General features: G+C 35.4%; 19 protein-coding genes, 1 tRNA gene and 5 pseudogenes. 5 read left to right on the forward strand and 20 right to left on the reverse strand.

The window, feature by feature from the left end:
- Positions 1 to 60: 60 nt before the first annotated feature.
- The 8 genes and pseudogenes from JOS54_RS05565 to JOS54_RS05600 form a co-directional block, all read right to left on the reverse strand.
- The gene (locus JOS54_RS05565; protein WP_203244633.1) at positions 61 to 2,028 is read right to left on the reverse strand and encodes a peptide ABC transporter substrate-binding protein; all 1,968 of its coding nucleotides are present in this window, start codon (positions 2,026 to 2,028) and stop codon (positions 61 to 63) included.
- Positions 2,029 to 2,643: 615 nt separating this feature from the next.
- Positions 2,644 to 3,675, reverse strand: a complete 1,032-nt coding sequence (locus JOS54_RS05570) for a YhcG family protein (RefSeq protein ID WP_203244634.1) — start codon at positions 3,673 to 3,675, stop codon at positions 2,644 to 2,646.
- Between the two features lie 24 nt (positions 3,676 to 3,699).
- Positions 3,700 to 3,879 (reverse strand): AbrB/MazE/SpoVT family DNA-binding domain-containing protein, encoded by a 180-nt coding sequence (locus tag JOS54_RS05575; RefSeq protein WP_203244635.1) that lies wholly within the window; start codon positions 3,877 to 3,879, stop codon positions 3,700 to 3,702.
- Positions 3,880 to 3,962: 83 nt separating this feature from the next.
- A pseudogene (locus JOS54_RS05580) lies at positions 3,963 to 4,370 on the reverse strand (DNA topoisomerase); the annotation flags it as partial.
- Between the two features lie 28 nt (positions 4,371 to 4,398).
- On the reverse strand, positions 4,399 to 4,524 hold the full coding sequence (locus tag JOS54_RS07935) for a transposon-encoded TnpW family protein (RefSeq protein ID WP_203245789.1): 126 nt from the start codon (positions 4,522 to 4,524) through the stop codon (positions 4,399 to 4,401).
- A 214-nt stretch (positions 4,525 to 4,738) separates the two neighbouring features.
- A complete protein-coding gene (locus JOS54_RS05590) occupies positions 4,739 to 5,296 on the reverse strand; it encodes a type III toxin-antitoxin system ToxN/AbiQ family toxin (protein WP_203244636.1) in 558 nt (185 codons plus the stop codon).
- A 232-nt stretch (positions 5,297 to 5,528) separates the two neighbouring features.
- Positions 5,529 to 6,359, reverse strand: a pseudogene (locus JOS54_RS08005) (MobA/MobL protein); the annotation flags it as partial.
- Between the two features lie 67 nt (positions 6,360 to 6,426).
- Positions 6,427 to 6,782, reverse strand: a pseudogene (locus JOS54_RS05600) (IS481 family transposase); the annotation flags it as partial.
- 164 nt (positions 6,783 to 6,946) lie between these two features.
- On the opposite strand from JOS54_RS05600, the gene JOS54_RS05605 reads away from it, so the two are divergent.
- The 3 genes and pseudogenes from JOS54_RS05605 to JOS54_RS08010 all read left to right on the forward strand — a co-directional run.
- A tRNA-Ser gene (locus JOS54_RS05605) sits at positions 6,947 to 7,032 on the forward strand.
- A 105-nt stretch (positions 7,033 to 7,137) separates the two neighbouring features.
- A complete protein-coding gene (locus JOS54_RS05610; RefSeq protein ID WP_203244638.1) occupies positions 7,138 to 7,332 on the forward strand; it encodes a type II toxin-antitoxin system Phd/YefM family antitoxin in 195 nt (64 codons plus the stop codon).
- Positions 7,333 to 7,417: 85 nt separating this feature from the next.
- Positions 7,418 to 7,564: pseudogene (locus tag JOS54_RS08010) on the forward strand (type II toxin-antitoxin system death-on-curing family toxin); the annotation flags it as partial.
- A 246-nt stretch (positions 7,565 to 7,810) separates the two neighbouring features.
- Here JOS54_RS08010 and JOS54_RS05620 read toward each other — a convergent pair.
- From JOS54_RS05620 to JOS54_RS07940, 11 genes and pseudogenes are all read right to left on the reverse strand, one after another.
- Entirely contained in the window at positions 7,811 to 12,439 is a 4,629-nt protein-coding gene (locus JOS54_RS05620; RefSeq protein WP_203244639.1) for a Cna B-type domain-containing protein, read from the reverse strand.
- A 462-nt stretch (positions 12,440 to 12,901) separates the two neighbouring features.
- A pseudogene (locus tag JOS54_RS05625) lies at positions 12,902 to 13,457 on the reverse strand (recombinase family protein).
- A gap of 217 nt (positions 13,458 to 13,674) precedes the next feature.
- Positions 13,675 to 15,102 (reverse strand): helix-turn-helix domain-containing protein, encoded by a 1,428-nt coding sequence (locus JOS54_RS05630; protein WP_203244640.1) that lies wholly within the window; start codon positions 15,100 to 15,102, stop codon positions 13,675 to 13,677.
- Positions 15,103 to 15,120: 18 nt separating this feature from the next.
- Positions 15,121 to 15,300, reverse strand: coding sequence for an AbrB/MazE/SpoVT family DNA-binding domain-containing protein (locus tag JOS54_RS05635; RefSeq protein WP_203244641.1), 180 nt, complete (start codon positions 15,298 to 15,300; stop codon positions 15,121 to 15,123).
- Positions 15,301 to 15,472: 172 nt separating this feature from the next.
- Positions 15,473 to 16,315 carry a hypothetical protein gene (locus tag JOS54_RS05640; protein WP_203244642.1) on the reverse strand — a complete coding sequence of 281 codons (843 nt, stop codon included), beginning with the start codon at positions 16,313 to 16,315 and terminating at the stop codon, positions 15,473 to 15,475.
- A gap of 36 nt (positions 16,316 to 16,351) precedes the next feature.
- Positions 16,352 to 16,981: an MATE family efflux transporter gene (locus tag JOS54_RS05645; RefSeq protein ID WP_203244643.1), complete on the reverse strand. Its 630-nt coding sequence runs from the start codon at positions 16,979 to 16,981 to the stop codon at positions 16,352 to 16,354.
- Positions 16,965 to 17,321: a hypothetical protein gene (locus JOS54_RS05650; protein ID WP_203244644.1), complete on the reverse strand. Its 357-nt coding sequence runs from the start codon at positions 17,319 to 17,321 to the stop codon at positions 16,965 to 16,967. Before JOS54_RS05650 ends, JOS54_RS05645 begins: the two co-directional genes overlap by 17 nt.
- Positions 17,236 to 17,502, reverse strand: coding sequence for a phage antirepressor KilAC domain-containing protein (locus JOS54_RS08015; RefSeq protein WP_203245791.1), 267 nt, complete (start codon positions 17,500 to 17,502; stop codon positions 17,236 to 17,238). The genes JOS54_RS05650 and JOS54_RS08015 overlap by 86 nt, the downstream gene beginning before the upstream one ends.
- A gap of 12 nt (positions 17,503 to 17,514) precedes the next feature.
- Positions 17,515 to 17,967 (reverse strand): BRO family protein, encoded by a 453-nt coding sequence (locus JOS54_RS05660; protein ID WP_203244645.1) that lies wholly within the window; start codon positions 17,965 to 17,967, stop codon positions 17,515 to 17,517.
- A 17-nt stretch (positions 17,968 to 17,984) separates the two neighbouring features.
- Positions 17,985 to 18,287, reverse strand: coding sequence for a hypothetical protein (locus tag JOS54_RS05665; RefSeq protein WP_203244646.1), 303 nt, complete (start codon positions 18,285 to 18,287; stop codon positions 17,985 to 17,987).
- 177 nt (positions 18,288 to 18,464) lie between these two features.
- Entirely contained in the window at positions 18,465 to 18,587 is a 123-nt protein-coding gene (locus JOS54_RS07940; protein ID WP_255520657.1) for a hypothetical protein, read from the reverse strand.
- 135 nt (positions 18,588 to 18,722) lie between these two features.
- On the opposite strand from JOS54_RS07940, the gene JOS54_RS05670 reads away from it, so the two are divergent.
- Entirely contained in the window at positions 18,723 to 18,917 is a 195-nt protein-coding gene (locus JOS54_RS05670; protein ID WP_203244647.1) for a type II toxin-antitoxin system HicA family toxin, read from the forward strand.
- Between the two features lie 38 nt (positions 18,918 to 18,955).
- Positions 18,956 to 19,357, forward strand: a complete 402-nt coding sequence (locus JOS54_RS05675) for a type II toxin-antitoxin system HicB family antitoxin (RefSeq protein WP_203244648.1) — start codon at positions 18,956 to 18,958, stop codon at positions 19,355 to 19,357.
- Positions 19,358 to 19,444: 87 nt separating this feature from the next.
- Here the strand turns inward: JOS54_RS05675 and JOS54_RS05680 are convergent, their stop codons facing one another.
- Positions 19,445 to 19,612 (reverse strand): hypothetical protein, encoded by a 168-nt coding sequence (locus JOS54_RS05680; protein ID WP_203244649.1) that lies wholly within the window; start codon positions 19,610 to 19,612, stop codon positions 19,445 to 19,447.
- Positions 19,613 to 19,619: the final 7 nt, after the last annotated feature.

Here is a 19,619-nt window from a genome sequence, read left to right on the forward strand (position 1 = left end):
ATTTATCTTACAAAAATAGAAAAAGGGAAGTTTTCACGAACCTCCCTTATCAAACGACTTTTATTTAGCAGTACGCTTATTCATCCATTCTTCTTTAGCCTTGTTGTACTCTTCAGCTGTCACGATTTCCTTTTGGATAACCCAGTGTTTGTACTTTTCGCCACCCGGACCAGCATCGGAGTATGCTGCTGTAAATGGCTTCACTCTGGAAACACGATAACCAATTGGTGTACAAGATATTGGAATTTCTAAAGCATTATCGGTTAGCCAAGCTTCCGCTTTCGCATAAGCTTCATAACGTTTATTCATATCATCAGAAATCGCATCCGCTTTTTCTAATAGGGACTCATACTCACTCAACTTAACAGCTTCAGCGGCAACCTTATCACTATCGTTATAGAACGAAGAATTAGATTTAGAATTGATACCTGCGGTCTTAATCATATCTCCATTGTTTGGCGAATAGACGCTTAAGTAAGACTTAGGATCTAAATAGTCCGGGGACCAACCTGTAGCCGTCGAAATATCCCAGTCAAAGTCCTTCGCATTGTTAACATCATAAGTAACAGCCAGATACTTATTTTGGTTCTTTTCGGAATGAACGTTAATTAAAATTTGTTTATTTGAGTTCTTTTCAATCGAAGCCTTCATGGAAGCGGCTTGGGCATTAAAAATAGCCGCATCATAATTCACTAAGTCCAACGTTACAGGGAATTTAACACCTTCAGCCTTAGCGGCATCGATGTACTTTTGCACCATTTTCGGATTGAAGAAAGCATCGTTACCATCGTTGAAATCACCACGAATCTGGTTCTTATCCTTCACATTAGCGGCCACCGTTTCCGCAAAAGTCTTCTTATTAACACTCACAAAGTCACCCTTTGTCATTGTATTACGAATCATCTTCTTAGCTAAGTCTTCGGAACCCGTTCTTTGTGTCGCAAAAGCCACACGATCAAAAGCGGCACGGAAAGCTTTACGGAAGTTTACATTACGAAGTGCAAATTGCGTATTCTTCTTTTGTTCTTCTGTTTTATTAGAATATTTATAAGCCTTACGGTTCAAGTTGAAAGCCAAATTGAATGTGGTTGTATCAGGTAAACCATAAGTCACCTTACCGGCGTATTTATCTTTGTAAGATTTTTGTTCACTTGGATCCCATGCACCGGAGATACCGCCCTGAACATAGTTTCCCTTTTCAAAACCATTCATAACCGAGTGACTATCTTGTCCATCATCATAAATTAAATTTACTTTATTGATGTAAACATGATCTTTATCCCAGTAGTTAGGGTTCTTGGTGTATTCAATCTTGGATTTCGTTGTGAAGTTTGTTAAGAAGTAAGCGCCATTGTAAAGAATAGAGCTTGGATCAGTCTTACCAAAGCTACACTTCGTTGCCTTATAAGCACCTAACTTACAGCCTTCTCCCTTGGATTCTAAGAATTTTTTATTGACCGGATAAAGAATAGCATAAGAAGCTAAGGAATTAAAATAAGTTACCGGCTTAGTAAGTTCGTATTGAACTGTATAATCATCTAAAGCCTTAACACCAACTTGATTAAATGGTACTTTACCTTGTTCATATTCTGCAAGATTCTTAATTAATCTGTTTACTAAAAACTTCGAACCGGAATCCGCATCTATTGCATGCTGTAAACCGGTCACAAAGTCATGGGCTGTTGTTTCAGCGTATTCTTCTTGTTCATTTGTGTACCATTTAACACCTTTGCGTAGTTTAAATGTCCATGTCTTATAATCAGCACTGTGCTCAATCTTTTCAGCTAAAGCGCCTACATAGTTACCATAGCGGTCATTTTCAACCAAACCATCCACAAAATTAACTAAGTGCTTTGTATCCTCGCCTCGTTGTGATGCTGTATAGTCGAAAGTTATCGGATCAGTCGCATACACATAATTAAAATCTTCAGATGTTGTCAGAGCTGTGCCACCTTTTCCACCACTACAACCAACAAGAGTTGTAGCAGTAACTAAAATAGCCAAGCCTTTTTTAAAACCTGTTTTCATAATCCCTCCTAAGGCTATTGTGCCTCACATTGATTATAGTAATTTTTTTTCATTCTTTTGTCTATCATTTGCAAGAATTTTCTCGATATTTTTTCAAATTCATTTCATTTATATGAAATAATTTTCAGAAAATTTTTTCATTTATTGTTATTTACTAGAAGCAAGCATTTGTTTTTTATGTATTTTAGTGCTAATTATTTTTTCATGATGAATTACAAATAATACTGTCATAGGAGTTGCGGTAGTGGTCAACACACAACAAATGAAAAGAGAGGACGGCTATCTGTTGCACAGTAATACTTGGATTACTTTTCATAAGAAGAACTATTTGTTCTTGGATACTACTTTTTTCTTTGGTAGTTTCTTGAGTAGTGCTACCATGAACTCTGATTATATTTTCATTTTCTTCGAGGGACATCTTAAGAGACATTGCGAACGACATTGTCGCTCACAACCTTCTGCGCAGCTATCTTCTTCAGAGAAATAATCGCTCTGAATGTGTCCCCTTCCTCAAATAACAGGTTTTCATCGTAATTTTAGTAGTAGATTTCATGGTGGTTTTTCACTATTACTATTATCGAAATTTCTATACCTCTGTCCCATAATAATATAATTTTATTCATTTGTTTCTTCCGCAATATCTATATATTCTTTTAATTTTCGTTGCAACAAATTCTTATCTATCAATTTTAATCTATATTCAGATACCATTGTAGGTGAAAGGCTCCTACTTAACGCAAATTCTACTACCTCATCATCTTTTGAAGCACAAAGGATTACTCCTGCACTTGGATTTTCAGCTTGTTTCTTTACTTCTCTATCCAATGCTTCTAAATACAGGTTCATTTTTCCGATATATTCCGGTTTAAACTCCCCTATCTTTAGTTCAAATGCAACTAAGCAAGATAACCCTCTATGATAGAATAACAAATCTATATAGTAATCATGATTACCAACCTGTACCCTGTATTCATTTCCTATGAATGAGAAATCTTTATCAATTTCCAATATGAAATTCTTTAGATTTTCAAGAATTGATTTTTGAAAATCTCTTTCACTTCCAATCTTTGGTGCATCAAGAAATTCCAACACATAGCTATCCATAAATAGATTATGTGTTTCTTGTTTTGCTCTTTGTATAACAGGCAAATTATTACCATTTGAGAGCATATAGCGTTCATAGTAGCCACTATCCATCTGTCTTTCCAATTCACGCTTTGAATATCTTTCTTTTACTGCCAATTCAATATAAAATCTTCTCTCTTCTTGACTTTTAGAAGCTGACATTATTTTCAAGTGATTAGTCCAGCTCAATTGTGTCACCGGTGGTGACACTTTTTCATCATCTTTGTATAGCTCATAGAATTGCTTCATTCTGTAAAGTCCTCTACGGGTAAACCCTTTTAAATCAGGATAATTTTCAGAGAAAAAGTCAGCAACATTTTCCACAAAATTTGATCCATAACTTGCTTCTTTACTTTTCTCACTTATATACTTTCCCACTTCCTGATACATCAAAATCAGTTCTTCATTGACTCTTCTATAAGCACGATCCTTTGCACCTTCAATAATCTTAACAATATCATCAAATTGATGATTATCTTTTACCACATCTGTATTCTGCAATACCATCTTATCTTTATTCATTATTTATTTACCTCTATAAATATGTTATTTATCCATATTTTCTTCAATGAAAGTCTTGGAGTTTTGAATTTGCACTTTATCTTTATTGACTATAAAAGTAACATAATCTCCATTTTGTAAGTCCAAAAGTTCTCTTATCCTTTTTGGAATGGTAACTTGCCCCTTTGACATAACTTTTGCAGTATCCATAAATGTATCTTTCATACTCGTTTGTCTTTCTACCTACTTTTCCTACGAAAGATTGTAGCATTTTTAGGGCATTTTTCCAGCTTGAAATTAGTGTCATCTTACTTGTTATAAGTTAAAACCACTTCTTTTATCCCATTTTCCATCGCTTCTAAAAATTTTTCCTTTGAGGATTTTCCCTGTGCAATATCCGATAACTCCATTTCCCACTTTGCGGTTGTTTCTGCTGATTTAAAAGTATCCGCTACAATCGTTACAAGGCTTATTCCTTTATGTGTGGCAATAAGATTCTTTTTATCTCTTCCAATAAAACCTTTAAAAATTAAATTTTCAATAATCCCTGCCCTTGTTGCCGGAGTTCCAAGTCCTTTCCTAGGTCTGCCCTAGTCCATTTCGTCCCACGAAGAATGAGTTGCTGACGAATTGAGATGAGGGTATTTCACTTCTACACCTTTTTCTAAGGCTTCATTTCCTGCATTCTCCATAGACTTTAAGAGCGTATCTTCTGATAGCTTTTGTCAAGGGTAGTTAAGAAATTTATTTATCTTTTTTGTAACTCATATCTTCACATTCTTTCTGAATAAGTCTATTTATTTTATCTGTAATTGTTTCATCACTGGTTTCACTGAAATGCACTGTAACTTTATAGTTTGTTTTTCCAATTTTTTACTAAATGTGTTTTCAGCGTTATGTTAAGTAATGGAAGGCGTTTTAAGGCTTGTTTTTATCTTGGGCATATCTTAATGCCTCTTTTATCTGTAATGCTCTAAAAACACCTTTCCACTGTCTTGTATCACGCTTATAAATCTTCCTCTTATAAGAAAGAGAAGCAGATATTACTCCGCTTCTCCAATCATTCATAAAGAATTTAGTTTTTTTACTTCCAGTCCAGCATTGCTCTTTCTAACTCTGAAAAATTACAATTTGCTCTTCTGATAATTCCTGTTTCCTTTTGCTTTTGGTATAACTTTTCTACCTTTTTCAAGACCTTTGTTTTTATCTTAAGGCAAAAAGCATATTCTTTTTCAAATAAGTCTTTGTATCTGATGTCCTCAAGATCATCAAATTCAATTCTTTCATAGCAGTCGGTCGGTACAGGTATCATTTTCTTAATATCCAATATAGATAATATGTGCATTTTTTCTTCATCAGAGTAATATTTGTATATATCTCCAGTTATAGTAATGTTATTGTCAATTACTTCATAAATCAAAAAATGCTCATCAGAAACATTCTTCCATCTTTTGTGTTTTTCCTTTGCAGAAGATATTGGAATAAAATAATTATAGTTTTCTATCCCAACAATAATTCCAACAAATGGTTTAATACTATTTCTATACGAAGGGTTGTAATAAACTTCTGAATCTATTTGATTTAGATATTCAAGATAATCAGGATTTACAGTATAAAATCCATATTTAATCGCTTCTGCCATTGCCTTCTCCTAAAAAAACAGAGAGGTTTTATCCTCTCTGTTCGCTTTAATGCTTCACCTTTGGGATATAGGTAGTGAGACACCTTCTTTAATGCTCCACCTTTAACGGTAGTGGGACACCCTCTCTATCTACTGAGAGTATAACAAATATTTTTAGAAATGTCAAATCAGCAAATTTCCTAAATGCTACTCTTTTGTTATTGATATTATACCCTATTTCTTCAAAAAATCACTACCTTTCCTCATTCCTATAATAATCTTTTGCTTTTTCTTTTCTCTGCTCATATTTTGCCCCTTGCTCTTGGTATTTCTTTAGCTGTGCAATAACGCTTGGCTTTTCTCCTCTCTTAATTGCCTTGTCTATCTCAATGGATAAATCTATACCATAATCATCATTTACAGTCTTAACTGCATACTTGATATGATTGATACTTTCATATTCTCCTTTGATAGATTGAGCTTGATAGTTTAACTTTGTAATTTCATCTTCAAGGATTTGTATTTCCTTTTGCCAATCTTTAGACTTAATAGCAGATAAGCCTGTTATCTTCTCAATGATTGCCCTTGCTCTTTTGTATTTGTCTATCTGTTCTTTATGAGAATTATAGAAGCTATCTTTGAATAATGATTTACTGCTCCATTCCTCAAAGATTTGTTTGTTATCCTTGATGATGTCCGCATAGGCAAAGCACTTATTGAGATTTTCAATTCATTTTGTTTTAGCCTTTATATCTTGATTGATATTCTTATTTTTTGCTTGAAGTGTGCTTATCTTTTCTTGCAAATTGGCTATGGTTTTAAGGTCATTGTCTTTCAGATATATTCTTGCCTTTGAAAACCACCTTAGGTCTGCTCCTATCTTCTTATTGCTTGCATAGGGATTTAACTTTCTTGCCTTTTCTCCTTGCAAGTCATGATAAATGGAAATGTATTCATAGAGATTAAAGAGTTCTGCCTTGTTATCTATTTCATCTTGTCTTGTCTGTTTATACTCATCATATTTTGATTGCAAGTTTCCAAGTAATGAGCTTATCCAAGATGTAAGTTTTGACAGTTCCGCTTTTGTACATTTGTAAATAATGTGAGACCAAAAAAGTAAGAAAGAATCTTTTGTATGCTACGTTGTGTCTCGGTGTATCGTAAGGCTTGGGCACATAGACCTTCTTTTTCGTCGGCTTTCCCTTATAGAAGCCCTGTTTTCGAAGGAAACGAAAAAGAGAGCATGGATGACGTTCTTTATCCAAGTTTTTTCCTGTTGCGTGTGGGCATTCGGATGTAGTGTTTTTGGACGATGTGAACGGTTTCTTAGCGAGTCCATTGTTCCATCAAAACGAAAATTCCAACGCATAAGTGAGGCTTTTTAGATCTTGTGGCGACGAACAACAAATTTCACAGAAAATCCCGAGCGATACGTTTTAACTGCGTGAAATCTTGTTTCCAAAGTATGTGGCAGATACCGTTGTGTTTTTGCTATACTTATTGGCATAGAGAGAATCCTTTCTTTGTTTGGTTGTCACTTTCATTGTACAGGACTTCTCTCTATATATTTTTTTCTTGATTTCACACCAACTGTATCTCTACATTTGTATAAATCGAAATAAAAATTCCAATTCGACTTTTCTTAACTTCATGCTATAATTTTATAGCTATGGAGAAGTACCCAAGAGGCTGAAGGGACTGGTTTCGAAAACCAGCAGGCGTGAAAGCGTGCAAGGGTTCAAATCCCTTCTTCTCCGCTTTGTTAGTTATGGAAAGTCTTTATTTCAAAGGCTTTTTTATTTTAGGTCGAATTTATCCTAATTTTGTGTTATACAACTTCCAAAAGAAAGGTAGGTGATAGGATGAACATCAATACAAATAATTTAGTATCTATCAGTGAGGCTAATCAAAACTTCTCTAAAGTCGCAAGAAAAGTTGAAGAAAATGGCTCTGTGATTATTCTAAAAAATAACCGTCCGAAATACCTTCTCATTGACTTTAACGAAGCGATGGAACAGATGGACTTCGTGATGTGGGAATGCTTGACTCAGCACTAAACGCTCCACTTTAAGTATTCGATAACGTTTCCTTATTTCCAAGTATCATGCAAAAAGCAGTAGGCTTATGACTTGAACTCCTTCAAACCACCCTTTTGTAGATGGCAATAAGCGTACCGGCACACATATCATGCTCGTTTTTCTTGCACTCAACAATATTAATCTAAGTTATTCGCAAGAAGAACTATACACCATCATCTTAGGTAACGCTTCCAGTCAAAAATACTTATGAAGATCTTTTAGAATGGATTCGTAGCCATGAAAATTAAGTCACTCATTTAAGAGCGACTTTTTCTTTCATACTCATTGGCTTATACCTATCTTCCTCTTGTCCTATTTCCTGCTTGTTTACTTCACTCATTCGCATCCTCCAAAAATTATTCTTTCCTATGCAAAAGAAAAGGCAACAGGAATTGGGCTGTTGTCTCCTGTTGCCTTTATCTACTTCTTTTAATGAACTTTTTATTATGCCTACTGCTTACACTCTTTTTCTTCTCATGTAAGTCACACCTAGTCCTGCACTCGAAGCCAGTAACATCATGAGCAACAGTGTAATATTACTGCTATCTCCTGTTCTTGGTGAATGTGGATTCTTTGGTTCAGGATTATGAGGAGTCTTTGGTGTTGGATTCTTCACCGTATTGGTATCGTAATCATTTACTCCATCGTTGACTTTTGCTGTATTAGTAAGCGTTGCTCCGTTAACATCCTTATTTACCTTGACTGTGAACTTAACCGTCCAGCTTTCACCATTAGCTAGCTTCTTTGTCCACTTAACCATTCCGTTTTCATACTTGCCGTTGTTATCGGCAGATACGAATTCAGTATGCTTTGGTAGCTTATCGGTGATGGTTACATCACGCTCTTCTCCCGTCGTATTCTTGTAGGTAACGGCATAAGTCAGTTCTTGTCCAGGTTGGACTGCCTTACCGTCAATGTTGGTCGTTGTTCCACCTGTGAATACTTCTTTCTTAGGTTCAGTTGGTGTAGGGTTATGAGTTTCATTCGTATCATACTCATTTTCACCATCGTTTACCTTTGCCTTGTTATCGACAGGGGCTCCGTTCACGTCCTTGTCCACTTTGACGGTGAACTTAACCGTAACACTCTTGTCTTTGGCAACATCAGCTGTCCATGTGACTTTACCATTTTCATACTTGCCATTGTTATCAGCTGATACGAAGCTTGTATGAGCAGGGATGGTATCAGTGATGGTTGCTTTGACATCTTTACCTGTTGTGTTCTTGTAGGTAACGGCGTAAGTCAATTCTTGTCCAGGTTTCACTGCCTTACCGTCAATGTTGGTAGTCGTTCCACCTGTGAATACTTCTTTCTTAGGTTCAGTTGGTGTTGGATTATGAGTTTCATTCGTATCATACTCATTTTCACCATCGTTTACCTTAGCTTTGTTATCGACAGGGGCTCCGTTCACGTCCTTGTCCACTTTGACGGTGAACTTAACGGTAACACTCTTGTTTTTAGCAACATCCGCTGTCCATGTCACCTTACCATTTGCGTATTGTCCACCATTCTCTGCTGATACGAAGCTGGTATGTGCTGGGATAGTGTCAGTGATGGTTGCTTTAACATCTTTACCTGTTGTGTTCTTGTAGGTAATGGCGTAAGTCAGTTCTTGTCCGGGGTTGACCTTCTTACCATCAATGTTGGTTGTTGTACCACCTGTGAATACTTCTTTCTTAGGTGGGACATGGGTATTGGTGATGGTAAAGCCATCTTTTGCGTTTCCTTGCATACTGATGTCATAAAGTGGCATCTTTTCTTCTTCTACGGTGTACTTTATCTCATTTCCGTTCTTATACTTTTCAAGGTTGGTGAAGGTATGTTGCCAATGGTTAGCCTTATTCAGAGTAACACCGGCTACTTTCTGACCGTCTGCTAAAAGATGAACGGTTGCTGAAGTTCCTTCTTTTCCTACCCATTTCTTGGTAACCGGTACGGATACTTTACCTGTAATGGTATTGGTAATGGTAAAGCCTGATTCTGCTGTACCACTCCTACCTGAGATATATCCCTCTATACTTACTTCTTCAATATCATACTCAATCTTATTTCCATCCTTATCATACTTTGGAAGGTCTTTAAAGGTATGTTTCCAAGAATTCGCTTTACTTAGAGTGGCGGTAGCTTTTTCTACACCTCCTGCCTTTAGTTTTACAACAACTGAATCTTTTGCAGGTCCTACCCACTGCTTCGTTACCGAAACGGATACCTTTTCTACATTGGTGTTGGTAATCGTAAAACCTGTCTTTGCGTTTCCTGTGATGACAGTCTGATAGCCCTTTAACTTATCTTCTTTAACGGTATAGGTGATTACTTTACCCTTATCGTCATACTTTGGACGACCACTAAATGTCCACTGCCATTTATTCGATTCATTCAAATCCTTAAAGGCTACTTCTTTACCATTCGCAAGTAGTCCTACTCTTACCTTATCCTCTTTTTTACCATTCCAAACCTTTTTAACCGGAATGTTTACTTTCTCTACATTCTTATTGGTAATGGTAAAGCCATTCTTTGCGTCCCCTGTTGTTTTACTTTCATAGTTAGGGATGGCGACTTCTTTGACATCGTACTCGATTTCTTTCCCGTCGATATTGTGTTTATCTAGGTTCTTGAAGCTGCCTTGCCATTTTTCAGCTTTTGTAAGAGTAAGGGTTTTGCCTGTATCTTTTCCATCTGCCAATAGTTTTACGGTGACAGTGTCTTTTTCAGGTCCTACCCACTGCTTCGTTACCTTAACTTCTACCTTTTCTCCCTTTGGATTATTGTACATAGCTACATAGGCTCCGCTTCCTTGGTTGGTTAGTGTGATGACCTTTGAGTTGGCGGAAGTAGGGTTTTGTGTACTGTTTGGTTTCGCATCATTGATTGTTACATCTTCGTAGCCTTTTGGATGGGCTGTTTCGACAAAGCGGTATTTTCCGACATTCAGTTTTTTAATCTGAATGGTTCCTTTATCATTTGGAGTTAAGGTCTTATCAGTATTTAATTTACCTTGCTCAACCATATCCGATTTTACATCTACTTTAGTCCAAGTTTTACCGCCATCTTTTGTGGTCTGTAGTTTAAACTTAAAGCCTTGTGATAGGGTTGCACCTGTTTTTCTATCTGACTTGACCAGTTTTACAGTTAGCGGGTCAGCTGGTGCGTCGGCAATACCGGCTGGTGGGGTTAAAACACCTGTTGCTTTCACTTCTTTGTTACCAAGTTGCTTGGTACTGATTGTTGCAGTGTTTGGAATTTCTGTTCTTTCTTTTACAGGAACGTATCTCGCATGAAAATCCATATACAGATTCTGAACGATTTTCCCCTTGTATATATTATTAATCTTATTGATAGTTGATGCTTTAAGCTTGCTATACACATCATGGGTTTTCTTTAAATAATTTCCGACACCACCAGCGGCTTTAATTGATGGAATATCATCATATTTAGGAGCATTTCCATCATTCATATCCCACCATTTAAGCATAAGTGTATAGGTACCGTCTTTATTATCATAGATACAATATTCACCCTTTTTAAGTGAGGTTTTAATTTGCGTTTTCGTTTTATTTCCTTGTTCTATTTTTTTCAAAATAGACGGTAAATTTACTGGATAGCTACCAGAAACTACTTTCCCTTTATCGTCTATACCTGAAATCCACACATTTACTGATTTCAGAGTAGGACTTTCCACGCAATCAATAAATGTATCTTCCATGTATACATCCGTCAGTGTCTTTGGTGAATATTCCCCATTATGTTCTAATAAATATGAATTAAAAAAGTGGTGTTCTTTTCCATCAATATTTTTTCTGATGTAATCAGACATTAGTCCAAATCGCCAAACAATATGAGAGTCACTCGCTGCTGGTGCAGACTTATAAACTGTTTGCCATGTCTCATTGTTATTCTGTGATACTACATACTCTTTTTCTCTACCTACTACAAGATCTTCTTTCCCAAGTTTACCGATTTGTGTTTTTCTTTCTCCTAAATGAAATGTTTTTCCACCATCAATCAGATATGCTTTCATTTCTCCCGTTTCAAAAGAGGCAGTAAAACTCTTTACTTGTTGGTTTTTAATGTAATCGCCACTGAACTTAATTTCAATCTTTCCGTCTTTATATTCCCAAGTGCCTATCTCATGCTTTGTTCCATCCAACAAAGGTTTTTTGGCAAAATTTTGCTTTTCATGTCCTGCAAATGCCGGAATAGTAAGGGTATCTCCAACTAAGATTGGTTTTTGAGCCGTATAAGTCATCGATAATTTCAACTTAAAGTTACTATTTTTTTGTCCCTCACAAAAAGCATTACTAAACTTAGACGGGTCTTTCTTATATGCTTCATACTCTGAACTATCACTTGTTCTGTAATCAATCTTCTTATTCCCATTTGCGACATCAATGATTTCAAAAGATTTGATGGTTACATTGTCAAGGCTAAGGGGTCCGGGTCCTGCCGGTGCGTCGGCGTTCTTCTTCTCATAGCCTGCAACGATGGTTTTATCCACCACTTTTCCATAGAGTGTGGATTTTTCACCATTTTTTCCTGTGCCGTAAGTTGTATTTGAAATGGTTACGTCATCTGTACGAAGTGTTGTGGATAAGTCTTTGACATCATTATTTTTAATGTAGTCTCCTGAAAATTTTAAAATAAATTTTCCTTTGTTATAAACATAAGTACCAATTTCGTCGCCTGTGCCATATCTTATAGGCTTAGCTGTAGAGGTGGCATTTTTAAATTCATCCCCTAAGTAAGCTGGAATTTCAAGCGTCTCGCCATCCTTAATCGCTGTTTTTGCGGAGAGGTTGACTGCAAGTTTTAAAGATAGTTTAGAAACTTTTTGGTCTTTTCCGACAGGTTGCGTAAATTTTTTAGGGTTAGTTAGATACTCGTTGTATCCAGGATTTCCCTCTTTCTTATAGTCAATTGTTTTCCCATCGTGTGTACTGTCAATGATGGTCAAGTCGTATGGGCCTACCTCAATCGACTTTTGTTTCGCTTGTGCAAAAACAGTAGGGGCTAAAGATGTTAAAACCATAAGCGTTGTCAGCATTATGGAAAAGAATTTTTGAAATCTTTGTTTTAGCTTTGTTTGCATATTTTCCTCCTTGTATCATCTATTTATTAACAACTATGGACTGTTTAAACAGTCTAGTTAAAATGCCCTAAGCTTAGGCTACAGGGTAGACAATCGATTTGTAGCTTGATTTTTTCAAGTGGCGGTTTTTTGATCCGTTTTATTCTGAAATCTATCTGTCTTTTCACTTGGTTCACCTCCTGTTTTTTTCTATTTGTTTTAAGTACCGTGGTTTTTGGTTTGATTAAGGTCTTTTCAAACTTGAAACACCACCTTTTTCAATGTTTTATCCAGTATTTCTAGTATGGAATGGGTCGGATTTTAATTCAGACTTTTTAGTCCACTTATGCTATACTCGTATCAAAGTATATTTAGGCTTTAAAAAAAGTATATTTAGGCTTTAAAATGGGATTTTTATGATTAGGTTTTTATTAAATTTAGGTGGATTTAAAAGTCTACTTTTCGTTCCGGTTTTGTGAAATTTTATTCGTTTAAGTTATCGGTTTTTGTTATGTTAAGTTCTTTTATTTTTCTTGAAAAAGTTGAATGGCTTATTTTTAGACGTTTTGCTCCTTCTCTAAGGCTGATTTTGTCGTTTTGCCATAGTGTTACGATTTCGTAAAAATTATCGGGAAGTTTTTGTTTTGGTCTGCCAAACTTGACGCCTTTTTCTTTGGCTTCTTTTATGCCCTCCATTTGCCTTTGGTGGGTGTTTTCCCGCTCTATTTGTGCGACATAGGACAAGACTTGCAAAACGATGTCTGCTAAGAATTTGCCTGTCAGGTTTTCTATCCTCTCTCTTGTGTCGAGTAAGGGGAAATCTAAGACGATGATGTCTGCTTTTTTCTCTTTTGTGATTTTGTTCCACTCCTCTAAGATTTCGTCGTAGTTTCTGCCGAGCCTGTCTATGGACTTGATGTATAGCTCGTCGCCCTCTTTTAGCTTTTTTTATGAGCAGTTGATATTTTTTGCGGTTGAAATCCTTTCCGCCGGCTTTGTCTACGTAGATTTGCTTCATCTCTAAGTTTTCTTTTTTCATGGCAGTAAGCTGCCTATCTATATTTTGTTCCCTTGTCGATACTCTGACATATCCATATTTCAATATAATCCCTCCTATAAAATAATTTATATATAATTATTCCATAGGATGGGTGGGGTTATCATGCATAAGGGAAAGAGTTAAATATCTTGCAAACAAAAAAAGTGGTTAGATTTTACTCTAATCACCTTTCGATTCTGTGTATTGCAACTTAATTCTATTCATTTAGCTCCCAATGTCCGCTATTACCACTACCTACATACTTCAGATTATCTATTTCTTTCAAAGCCCTTTGTATTGTTTTTACACTTACCCCGGCACTTTCTGCAATAGCCTGTCTTGTAATTTTATTATTTAATCTTACTTGCATTTTTATAAATTCGATAAGCTCATTTCTGTCGTGAGGGACACTGTGAGGGACATCGTGAGAGACACTGTGAGGGACATTTCCTCCACCAACCTTTTGTGTCGCTATCTTCTTTAGAGGAATAATCGTTCTGAATATATCTCCCTCCTCAAATAGCGGGTTTTGTCCTGAATAAAGCTGTGTGTACTTGTAGGTATTTCGCATTCCTGAACCAAGTTCATCCGCAAGACCTATTTCTCTGAAAACTTTAGAGATAGCAGGATTCTTAGGAAATGGCTCAAACTTTTGTAAATCTAAAGCTCCCATCCCATGAGCCAAGTTGCTGTTTTCAACCGTAATCTTTTCATCATCAATAATCATCTTTGCAGGAAAACCACTTGAATAATCTCTATGAGCCAGTGTATTGGAAACTATTTCTCTGAGTATCCTGTCTCTTGCATTGACATTGACAATTCCGTCCAAGACAAATAAATCATTCAAGTGCTTTTGTCCAAATTCTATCAGCCTGTCATAGCTGTCAATCAGATTTGTTATGACAACATCTCTATCATCATATCTATCCTTATTTTCAACCCTGAATATCGCATCCGTTTTGTGCTGCGGAAGAACGGACATAATAGAGTTATCTTTTCCAAATAGCAAAATAGCAGCTAATGTGATTCCTTCACGCTTTGTTTCCGGATCTGTCAGTATCAAATTGGCACTTCTAAGAAGCTCCTCATTACTCATATTTTCCCAAACATGATTTTTATTTCGAGAAACAGCCATTTTCTTAGCTTTATCAATGACAGAAGCATCAAGAAAATCAATATCAAGATTCGGATATACTTTATTAACAAAATAGCTTCCTTGTTTTCTTGCATATAACTTATATACAAGTTCAGAATGATCTGTGATATTGATGTCCCCTTCATAAGACCTATCCCAAATTCTTCCATTGTGTCTGCACACCTGATAACCTTCAGGGACTCTTATATAAATAACTTGTTTTCCCTCAATTTCAAAAGTTTCCGGCAGTAAATAAAGTGGTGGATACATCTTTTGCGGATTGTTGATTGCCGTAGTAAATTCCTTAATCACTTTATCTACTTTATCTTCACTAACACCAACAATCTCTCTTTTATCATTTACACCAAGTAAAATATGTCCGCCATTTCTATTATTGAAAGAGCATACCGTATCAAAGACATCTTTGGTTAAAGCATTCTTAGATTCTTTAAACTCAACATCTATCTTTTCTCCGGTTTGAATTAACTTCTTAATTTCATCTATCGTCATCTGCTTATTTCACCACCTTTATTTCTTAATCTTTTCTTCAATAAAAACATTGGAATTTTGAATTTCGACTCTATCTTTATTAACCACAAAAGTAACATAGTCTCCATTTTCTAAATTTAAAAGTTCCCTTATCCTTTTTGGAATGGTAACCTGTCCTTTTGCCATAACTTTTGCGGTATCCATAAATATATCTTTCATGCCCGATTCCTTTCGCCCTACTTTTCCTACGAAAGATTATAGCACTTTAGGATATTTTTTCTACTCTGAGATTAGTGGATCTATACTAATAAAGTAGACATGATATAAAAAAGGAAGTATAGGTTATTTTCCTTTACTTCCTCTTACAGATGAATAAAATTCTTTAGCTATATTAAAGTAATTCCACATCTATATTAAGTATATCAAAAATTTCTTTAATTTTATCGTATTTACTAGTCATAATAGTAGCTTTCTTAAGATTAGGAAATTGCTCTAGTTCCGATAAGCTTACTTCATTCAAATCAAAATAATCATCTTCTCCATCCCAAGCCGGAATAATATTCATATAGATGTCATTTCCACCATCCATATAGATTGTTTCTATATGTGATGCTAAGCTCTTTGGGATGGCCAGCTCTTTGAAAAAATTGATTGCCGGTTCAATTATAGTACAAGTATCCGTGTCAATATCTCCTCTTGTGTACTGTTTGGCAAAATCATATATATCAAATGAAGGCCTTAATAACTTCAAGTCATACATTAGAACTTGAATAATAGCCAACTTGAAATTTATATTTTCAAAATGAAGAATATCTTCCTTATTTTCCTTATTAGGGTCTCTGGAAAATTGGCCATCTATACCCGTATTTTCCATTACCTTTATAAGATTAGCCACCTCTGATTTTATAGATTTATTCTTGTATATTAAGGTTATAATCAAAGGGAGTCCTATAAGAGGTAAAAATATAAGTCCTCCAATAAGTCCTAATAGTCTATAGCGATTTGTCGTATAAATGCTTTTGGAAACACTATTAATAAAATTTGCTTCAAGGGTGAAAATTTCACCCTTAGTTAGGATAAATAATAAAATACACTCCACTACTAATAATAAGAAAAATAGAATAATTGATTTCTTTGCCACCTTATTACATATATCAATTTTTGTGTCCATACAGATATCTTGACTGTTAGGTATATTAAAAAACCATTTTTTAGCACGTTCTTCTTTAGTCATAATTTATTCTCCTATAATGTATTATTGTATATTTGATTAAAGGTCTTCAAAGAGTCTTTGCCTTTTGCTTAAACTATGTATATCTATATACAAGAATATCAATGCTACAGCACCAGATATTGTATCACTCAGGGCGTTTGAAAGGTATACTCCATTTATGCCCATTATTTTTGGTACCATATACAAGAGGGGTATTAGGATACCTCCATACCTCAGTATATACAATAAAGATGATATTTTAGGTCTTCTTATAGACTGAAAGTAGGTTGTCGCAATAGAATGGATGCCCACAAAAGTTATACCAAGAAGGTATATCCTTATATTATGACCCGTTATCTCAAGTAGTCTGGTATCAGAAGTATAGGGGCATACAAAAAGCTTTGGATAAAACTCTATAAATATTAAAAATAGTGAACTTATAGCCACCATTACACCACTTGTGAGTTTTACTGTTTCTACAATCCTGTGGTACTTGTTAGCACCGAAATTATATCCTATGAGTCGGGAATTTGCCGGTTTTTCATTCTTTTCGACATTACACGATTCTTCCAAATAGACTTCATCAGCAATTTGTAAAAGTTCATCATCCTCATATTCCCTATTTTCAATTGAAATCCCAATATCATAGAGTAACTGTTTTTCAGATTGTTCAAGTTTTACTTTCATAATCTTTCCTCTTCATTAATTTTTCTACAAGTTTCGTATGTGTCTTATGAACGGTAGTTATTGTACCATTATCTGGATTTAAATATACTGTAGCATTTTGACCAATAATTTGAAATGATGATTTGCCATTTTTATTAACTTTAATATCACCAATTTTTAAACTATGTTTGATTGCATCTGTAATATCAAATGGATTCATTTTTCGATTATATGCTTGGTCGTAAAAGTGTCTACTTATTTTTTTGATTTCAGTATCATTTACCCTTGCACCTACGATTTTTCTTAATTCTCGACTGACCTTTTCCTGTAACCCTTGTGGTTCGAGTGACTTTTGGAGCATGCCCGCTTCTTTGAATTGTTCTTTCCACTACTTCAAATAGCTTTAAATCCATACTCTTTTGAGTGGGCTCACATGAATGCTTGAAGATATAGCCTTTTTCTCTTAGCCATTCCCATAAACGATTACCGCCAATATTAACGCCATTCTGTTTGATAAGCTTCGCTAAATCACAAACTAAGATGGATGTATCAGATTAATCCACAGCGTCCGCAAACAAGGCTTTAGGCTTAAGCTCCTTGATGATGAGCTCTTTTCGTTTCAATTGCTCTCCTGCTTGCAAAAGCAAGTCAGCTAGTGATTGCGGATTGTGGGTTATGTCATAGGCTTTTTCATCCGTTAGATATGCACCGTTTTTTCTAATGGCTGGTAGTACTTCAGATGTTACCCACTTTCTAAATTCCTTTGCATTTGGTTTATCACTTCTTAAAATGACGGCATACAAGCCACTTTCTGTGATGACTATTGCCTCGCCTTGACGACCTAAGTTGAACTTAGCCCGTTCGTCATCTTCTAATCGACTTGCTACTACGGTTGGATTACTGAGTTCTAATACCTCGCATACATCTTTCAATACCCAATAAGGTTGATTGTTTAGTTGTACTGTTCGTACAGGTTGATTGTTAAAATTGAATACTTGTAGTTTCATATGTTCTCCTCTCTAATTTAAAATCCATTAATGATGGATTCGCATAATTCTTTAGCAGTATTCGCTACCTTTTCCGCATCCGAATTTTGAACCCATCGTTGTTGGGAATAACCGTTCATCAAACACGCTACACGCTGTATATTCGTCCACTGATAGCTTCCGGCTAATTCTTGTACTTTCTTCTCATACTCATATTGAACGGCTTTCAGCGCCTTCCTAACGGGGTTAATCTGCTCTTTCTCCGATTTCCCCATCTCTTGTATGAGTTCTGCTTTGATTTGTTTTTTGAGTTCTTCAAATTGTTCTTTTGTTAGCTCCATATAAAAAGCTCCTTTCTTTTTTCGTTCTTTGAAAACACAAGGAGCATAGTGTATAATCTCTATGCACCCTTGCGGTGTGACTTATGCGAGGTACGTTGCTATGTCGCCAAACTTAACTAACGTATCTTGCATTTTCATTTTGCCTTCCGAATTAGCTCTCTCATTAACCGGGATTTGCTAATTCCTTTTTTTAGATAGAGTGTTTAGCTTTCTTAAAGACGTTTCATCAAGCCTTAATTGAATCACTCTATTTTTAGGTTCACCTATTATAGGTCTGCCCATCTTCTTATCTTTTGGCACGTTCCTCCTTTCCCTTAACTTCAATACTTTTGTATTGTGCTAAGTCAATACCTTTTTAGAAATAAATAATTTATTTTCCTATTGCAATACGTAATAATACGTAATATAATATAGACGTGGTAAGGAGGTAACCATATGCCAATGACGTCTAAGGAAATGGTTAAACTTCTTCTAAAGAATGGATTTATAGAAATTAAATGTGGGAATGGTTCTCACCGCAAATTTCAAAATCCTGTTTCTAAGAAAACAATAACCGTTCCTTATCACAGTAAAGATTTAGGGAAAGGGCTTGAGCAAGCAATTCTCAAGCAAGCAGGGCTTAAAAAATAGCCTGTCCCTATTTCATTTAACTTTAGGAGGTATACACCATGTTAAACGTTTCTTATCCTGCTGTTTTCCATCATGAAAATTCTAGCTATTGGGTTGAATTTCCCGATTTACCAGGTTGTTTTACTCAAGGTTCTACTTTAGAAGAGGCTTATTCCTTCGCTAAAGACGCTTTAGGCACTTACCTTGATACCTCTGAAGATATTTATACTCAAGATTTCAAACAACCTAGTTCATTTGAAGATATTGCCAAAGAATATCCAAGTGAAACTGTTATGCTCGTTGATTTTGACTCCATTGTTTATGCAAAGCACACTAAGTCACGTCCTGTTAAGAAAACACTTTCTATCCCGGAATGGCTAAATAATGAAGCAAATAAGCATGGCATTAACTTTTCACAAGTACTCCAGGATGCCTTAAAAGAAAAACTAAATCTTCAATAATTTAATACCTAAGCACCTCTTATTTCATTGTCAAAGAACTGTTTTTTGTTAAAATTTGTATGATGTTTTAAACACATCACTTGTTTTTTAAACTTTAACTTCAATATTTATTTCCTTATATTTTGCGGCTAATTCATCAATAATCGAATTAGCCTTTTCTAATGCTTTGTTTAATTCATTGATTTTTTCTTCCAATTCTTCTATTTCTCTAAATTTGACTTGGAAATGCATAATGTGGTGTGTGGTACTTTGCATAGTAATT

It is taken from the genome of Bulleidia sp. zg-1006 (genome assembly GCF_016812035.1).
GTDB lineage: Bacteria > Bacillota_I > Bacilli_A > Erysipelotrichales > Erysipelotrichaceae > Bulleidia.

Bases quoted from the DNA above. Each gene is read 5' to 3' on its own strand.
- JOS54_RS05620 (WP_203244639.1), bottom strand. From the start codon at position 12,439: ATGCAAACAAAGCTAAAACAAAGATTTCAAAAATTCTTTTCCATAATG.
- JOS54_RS05635 (WP_203244641.1), bottom strand. From the start codon at position 15,300: ATGAAAGATATATTTATGGATACCGCAAAAGTTATGGCAAAAGGACAG.
- JOS54_RS05645 (WP_203244643.1), bottom strand. From the start codon at position 16,981: ATGAAAGTAAAACTTGAACAATCTGAAAAACAGTTACTCTATGATATT.
- JOS54_RS05610 (WP_203244638.1), top strand. From the start codon at position 7,138: ATGAACATCAATACAAATAATTTAGTATCTATCAGTGAGGCTAATCAA.
- JOS54_RS05650 (WP_203244644.1), bottom strand. From the start codon at position 17,321: ATGCTCCAAAAGTCACTCGAACCACAAGGGTTACAGGAAAAGGTCAGT.
- JOS54_RS05680 (WP_203244649.1), bottom strand. From the start codon at position 19,612: ATGCAAAGTACCACACACCACATTATGCATTTCCAAGTCAAATTTAGA.
- JOS54_RS05575 (WP_203244635.1), bottom strand. From the start codon at position 3,879: ATGAAAGATACATTTATGGATACTGCAAAAGTTATGTCAAAGGGGCAA.
- JOS54_RS05665 (WP_203244646.1), bottom strand. From the start codon at position 18,287: ATGGAGCTAACAAAAGAACAATTTGAAGAACTCAAAAAACAAATCAAA.
- JOS54_RS05670 (WP_203244647.1), top strand. From the start codon at position 18,723: ATGCCAATGACGTCTAAGGAAATGGTTAAACTTCTTCTAAAGAATGGA.
- JOS54_RS05630 (WP_203244640.1), bottom strand. From the start codon at position 15,102: ATGACGATAGATGAAATTAAGAAGTTAATTCAAACCGGAGAAAAGATA.
- JOS54_RS05565 (WP_203244633.1), bottom strand. From the start codon at position 2,028: ATGAAAACAGGTTTTAAAAAAGGCTTGGCTATTTTAGTTACTGCTACA.
- JOS54_RS05570 (WP_203244634.1), bottom strand. From the start codon at position 3,675: ATGAATAAAGATAAGATGGTATTGCAGAATACAGATGTGGTAAAAGAT.
- JOS54_RS05675 (WP_203244648.1), top strand. From the start codon at position 18,956: ATGTTAAACGTTTCTTATCCTGCTGTTTTCCATCATGAAAATTCTAGC.
- JOS54_RS05660 (WP_203244645.1), bottom strand. From the start codon at position 17,967: ATGAAACTACAAGTATTCAATTTTAACAATCAACCTGTACGAACAGTA.
- JOS54_RS05590 (WP_203244636.1), bottom strand. From the start codon at position 5,296: ATGGCAGAAGCGATTAAATATGGATTTTATACTGTAAATCCTGATTAT.
- JOS54_RS05640 (WP_203244642.1), bottom strand. From the start codon at position 16,315: ATGACTAAAGAAGAACGTGCTAAAAAATGGTTTTTTAATATACCTAAC.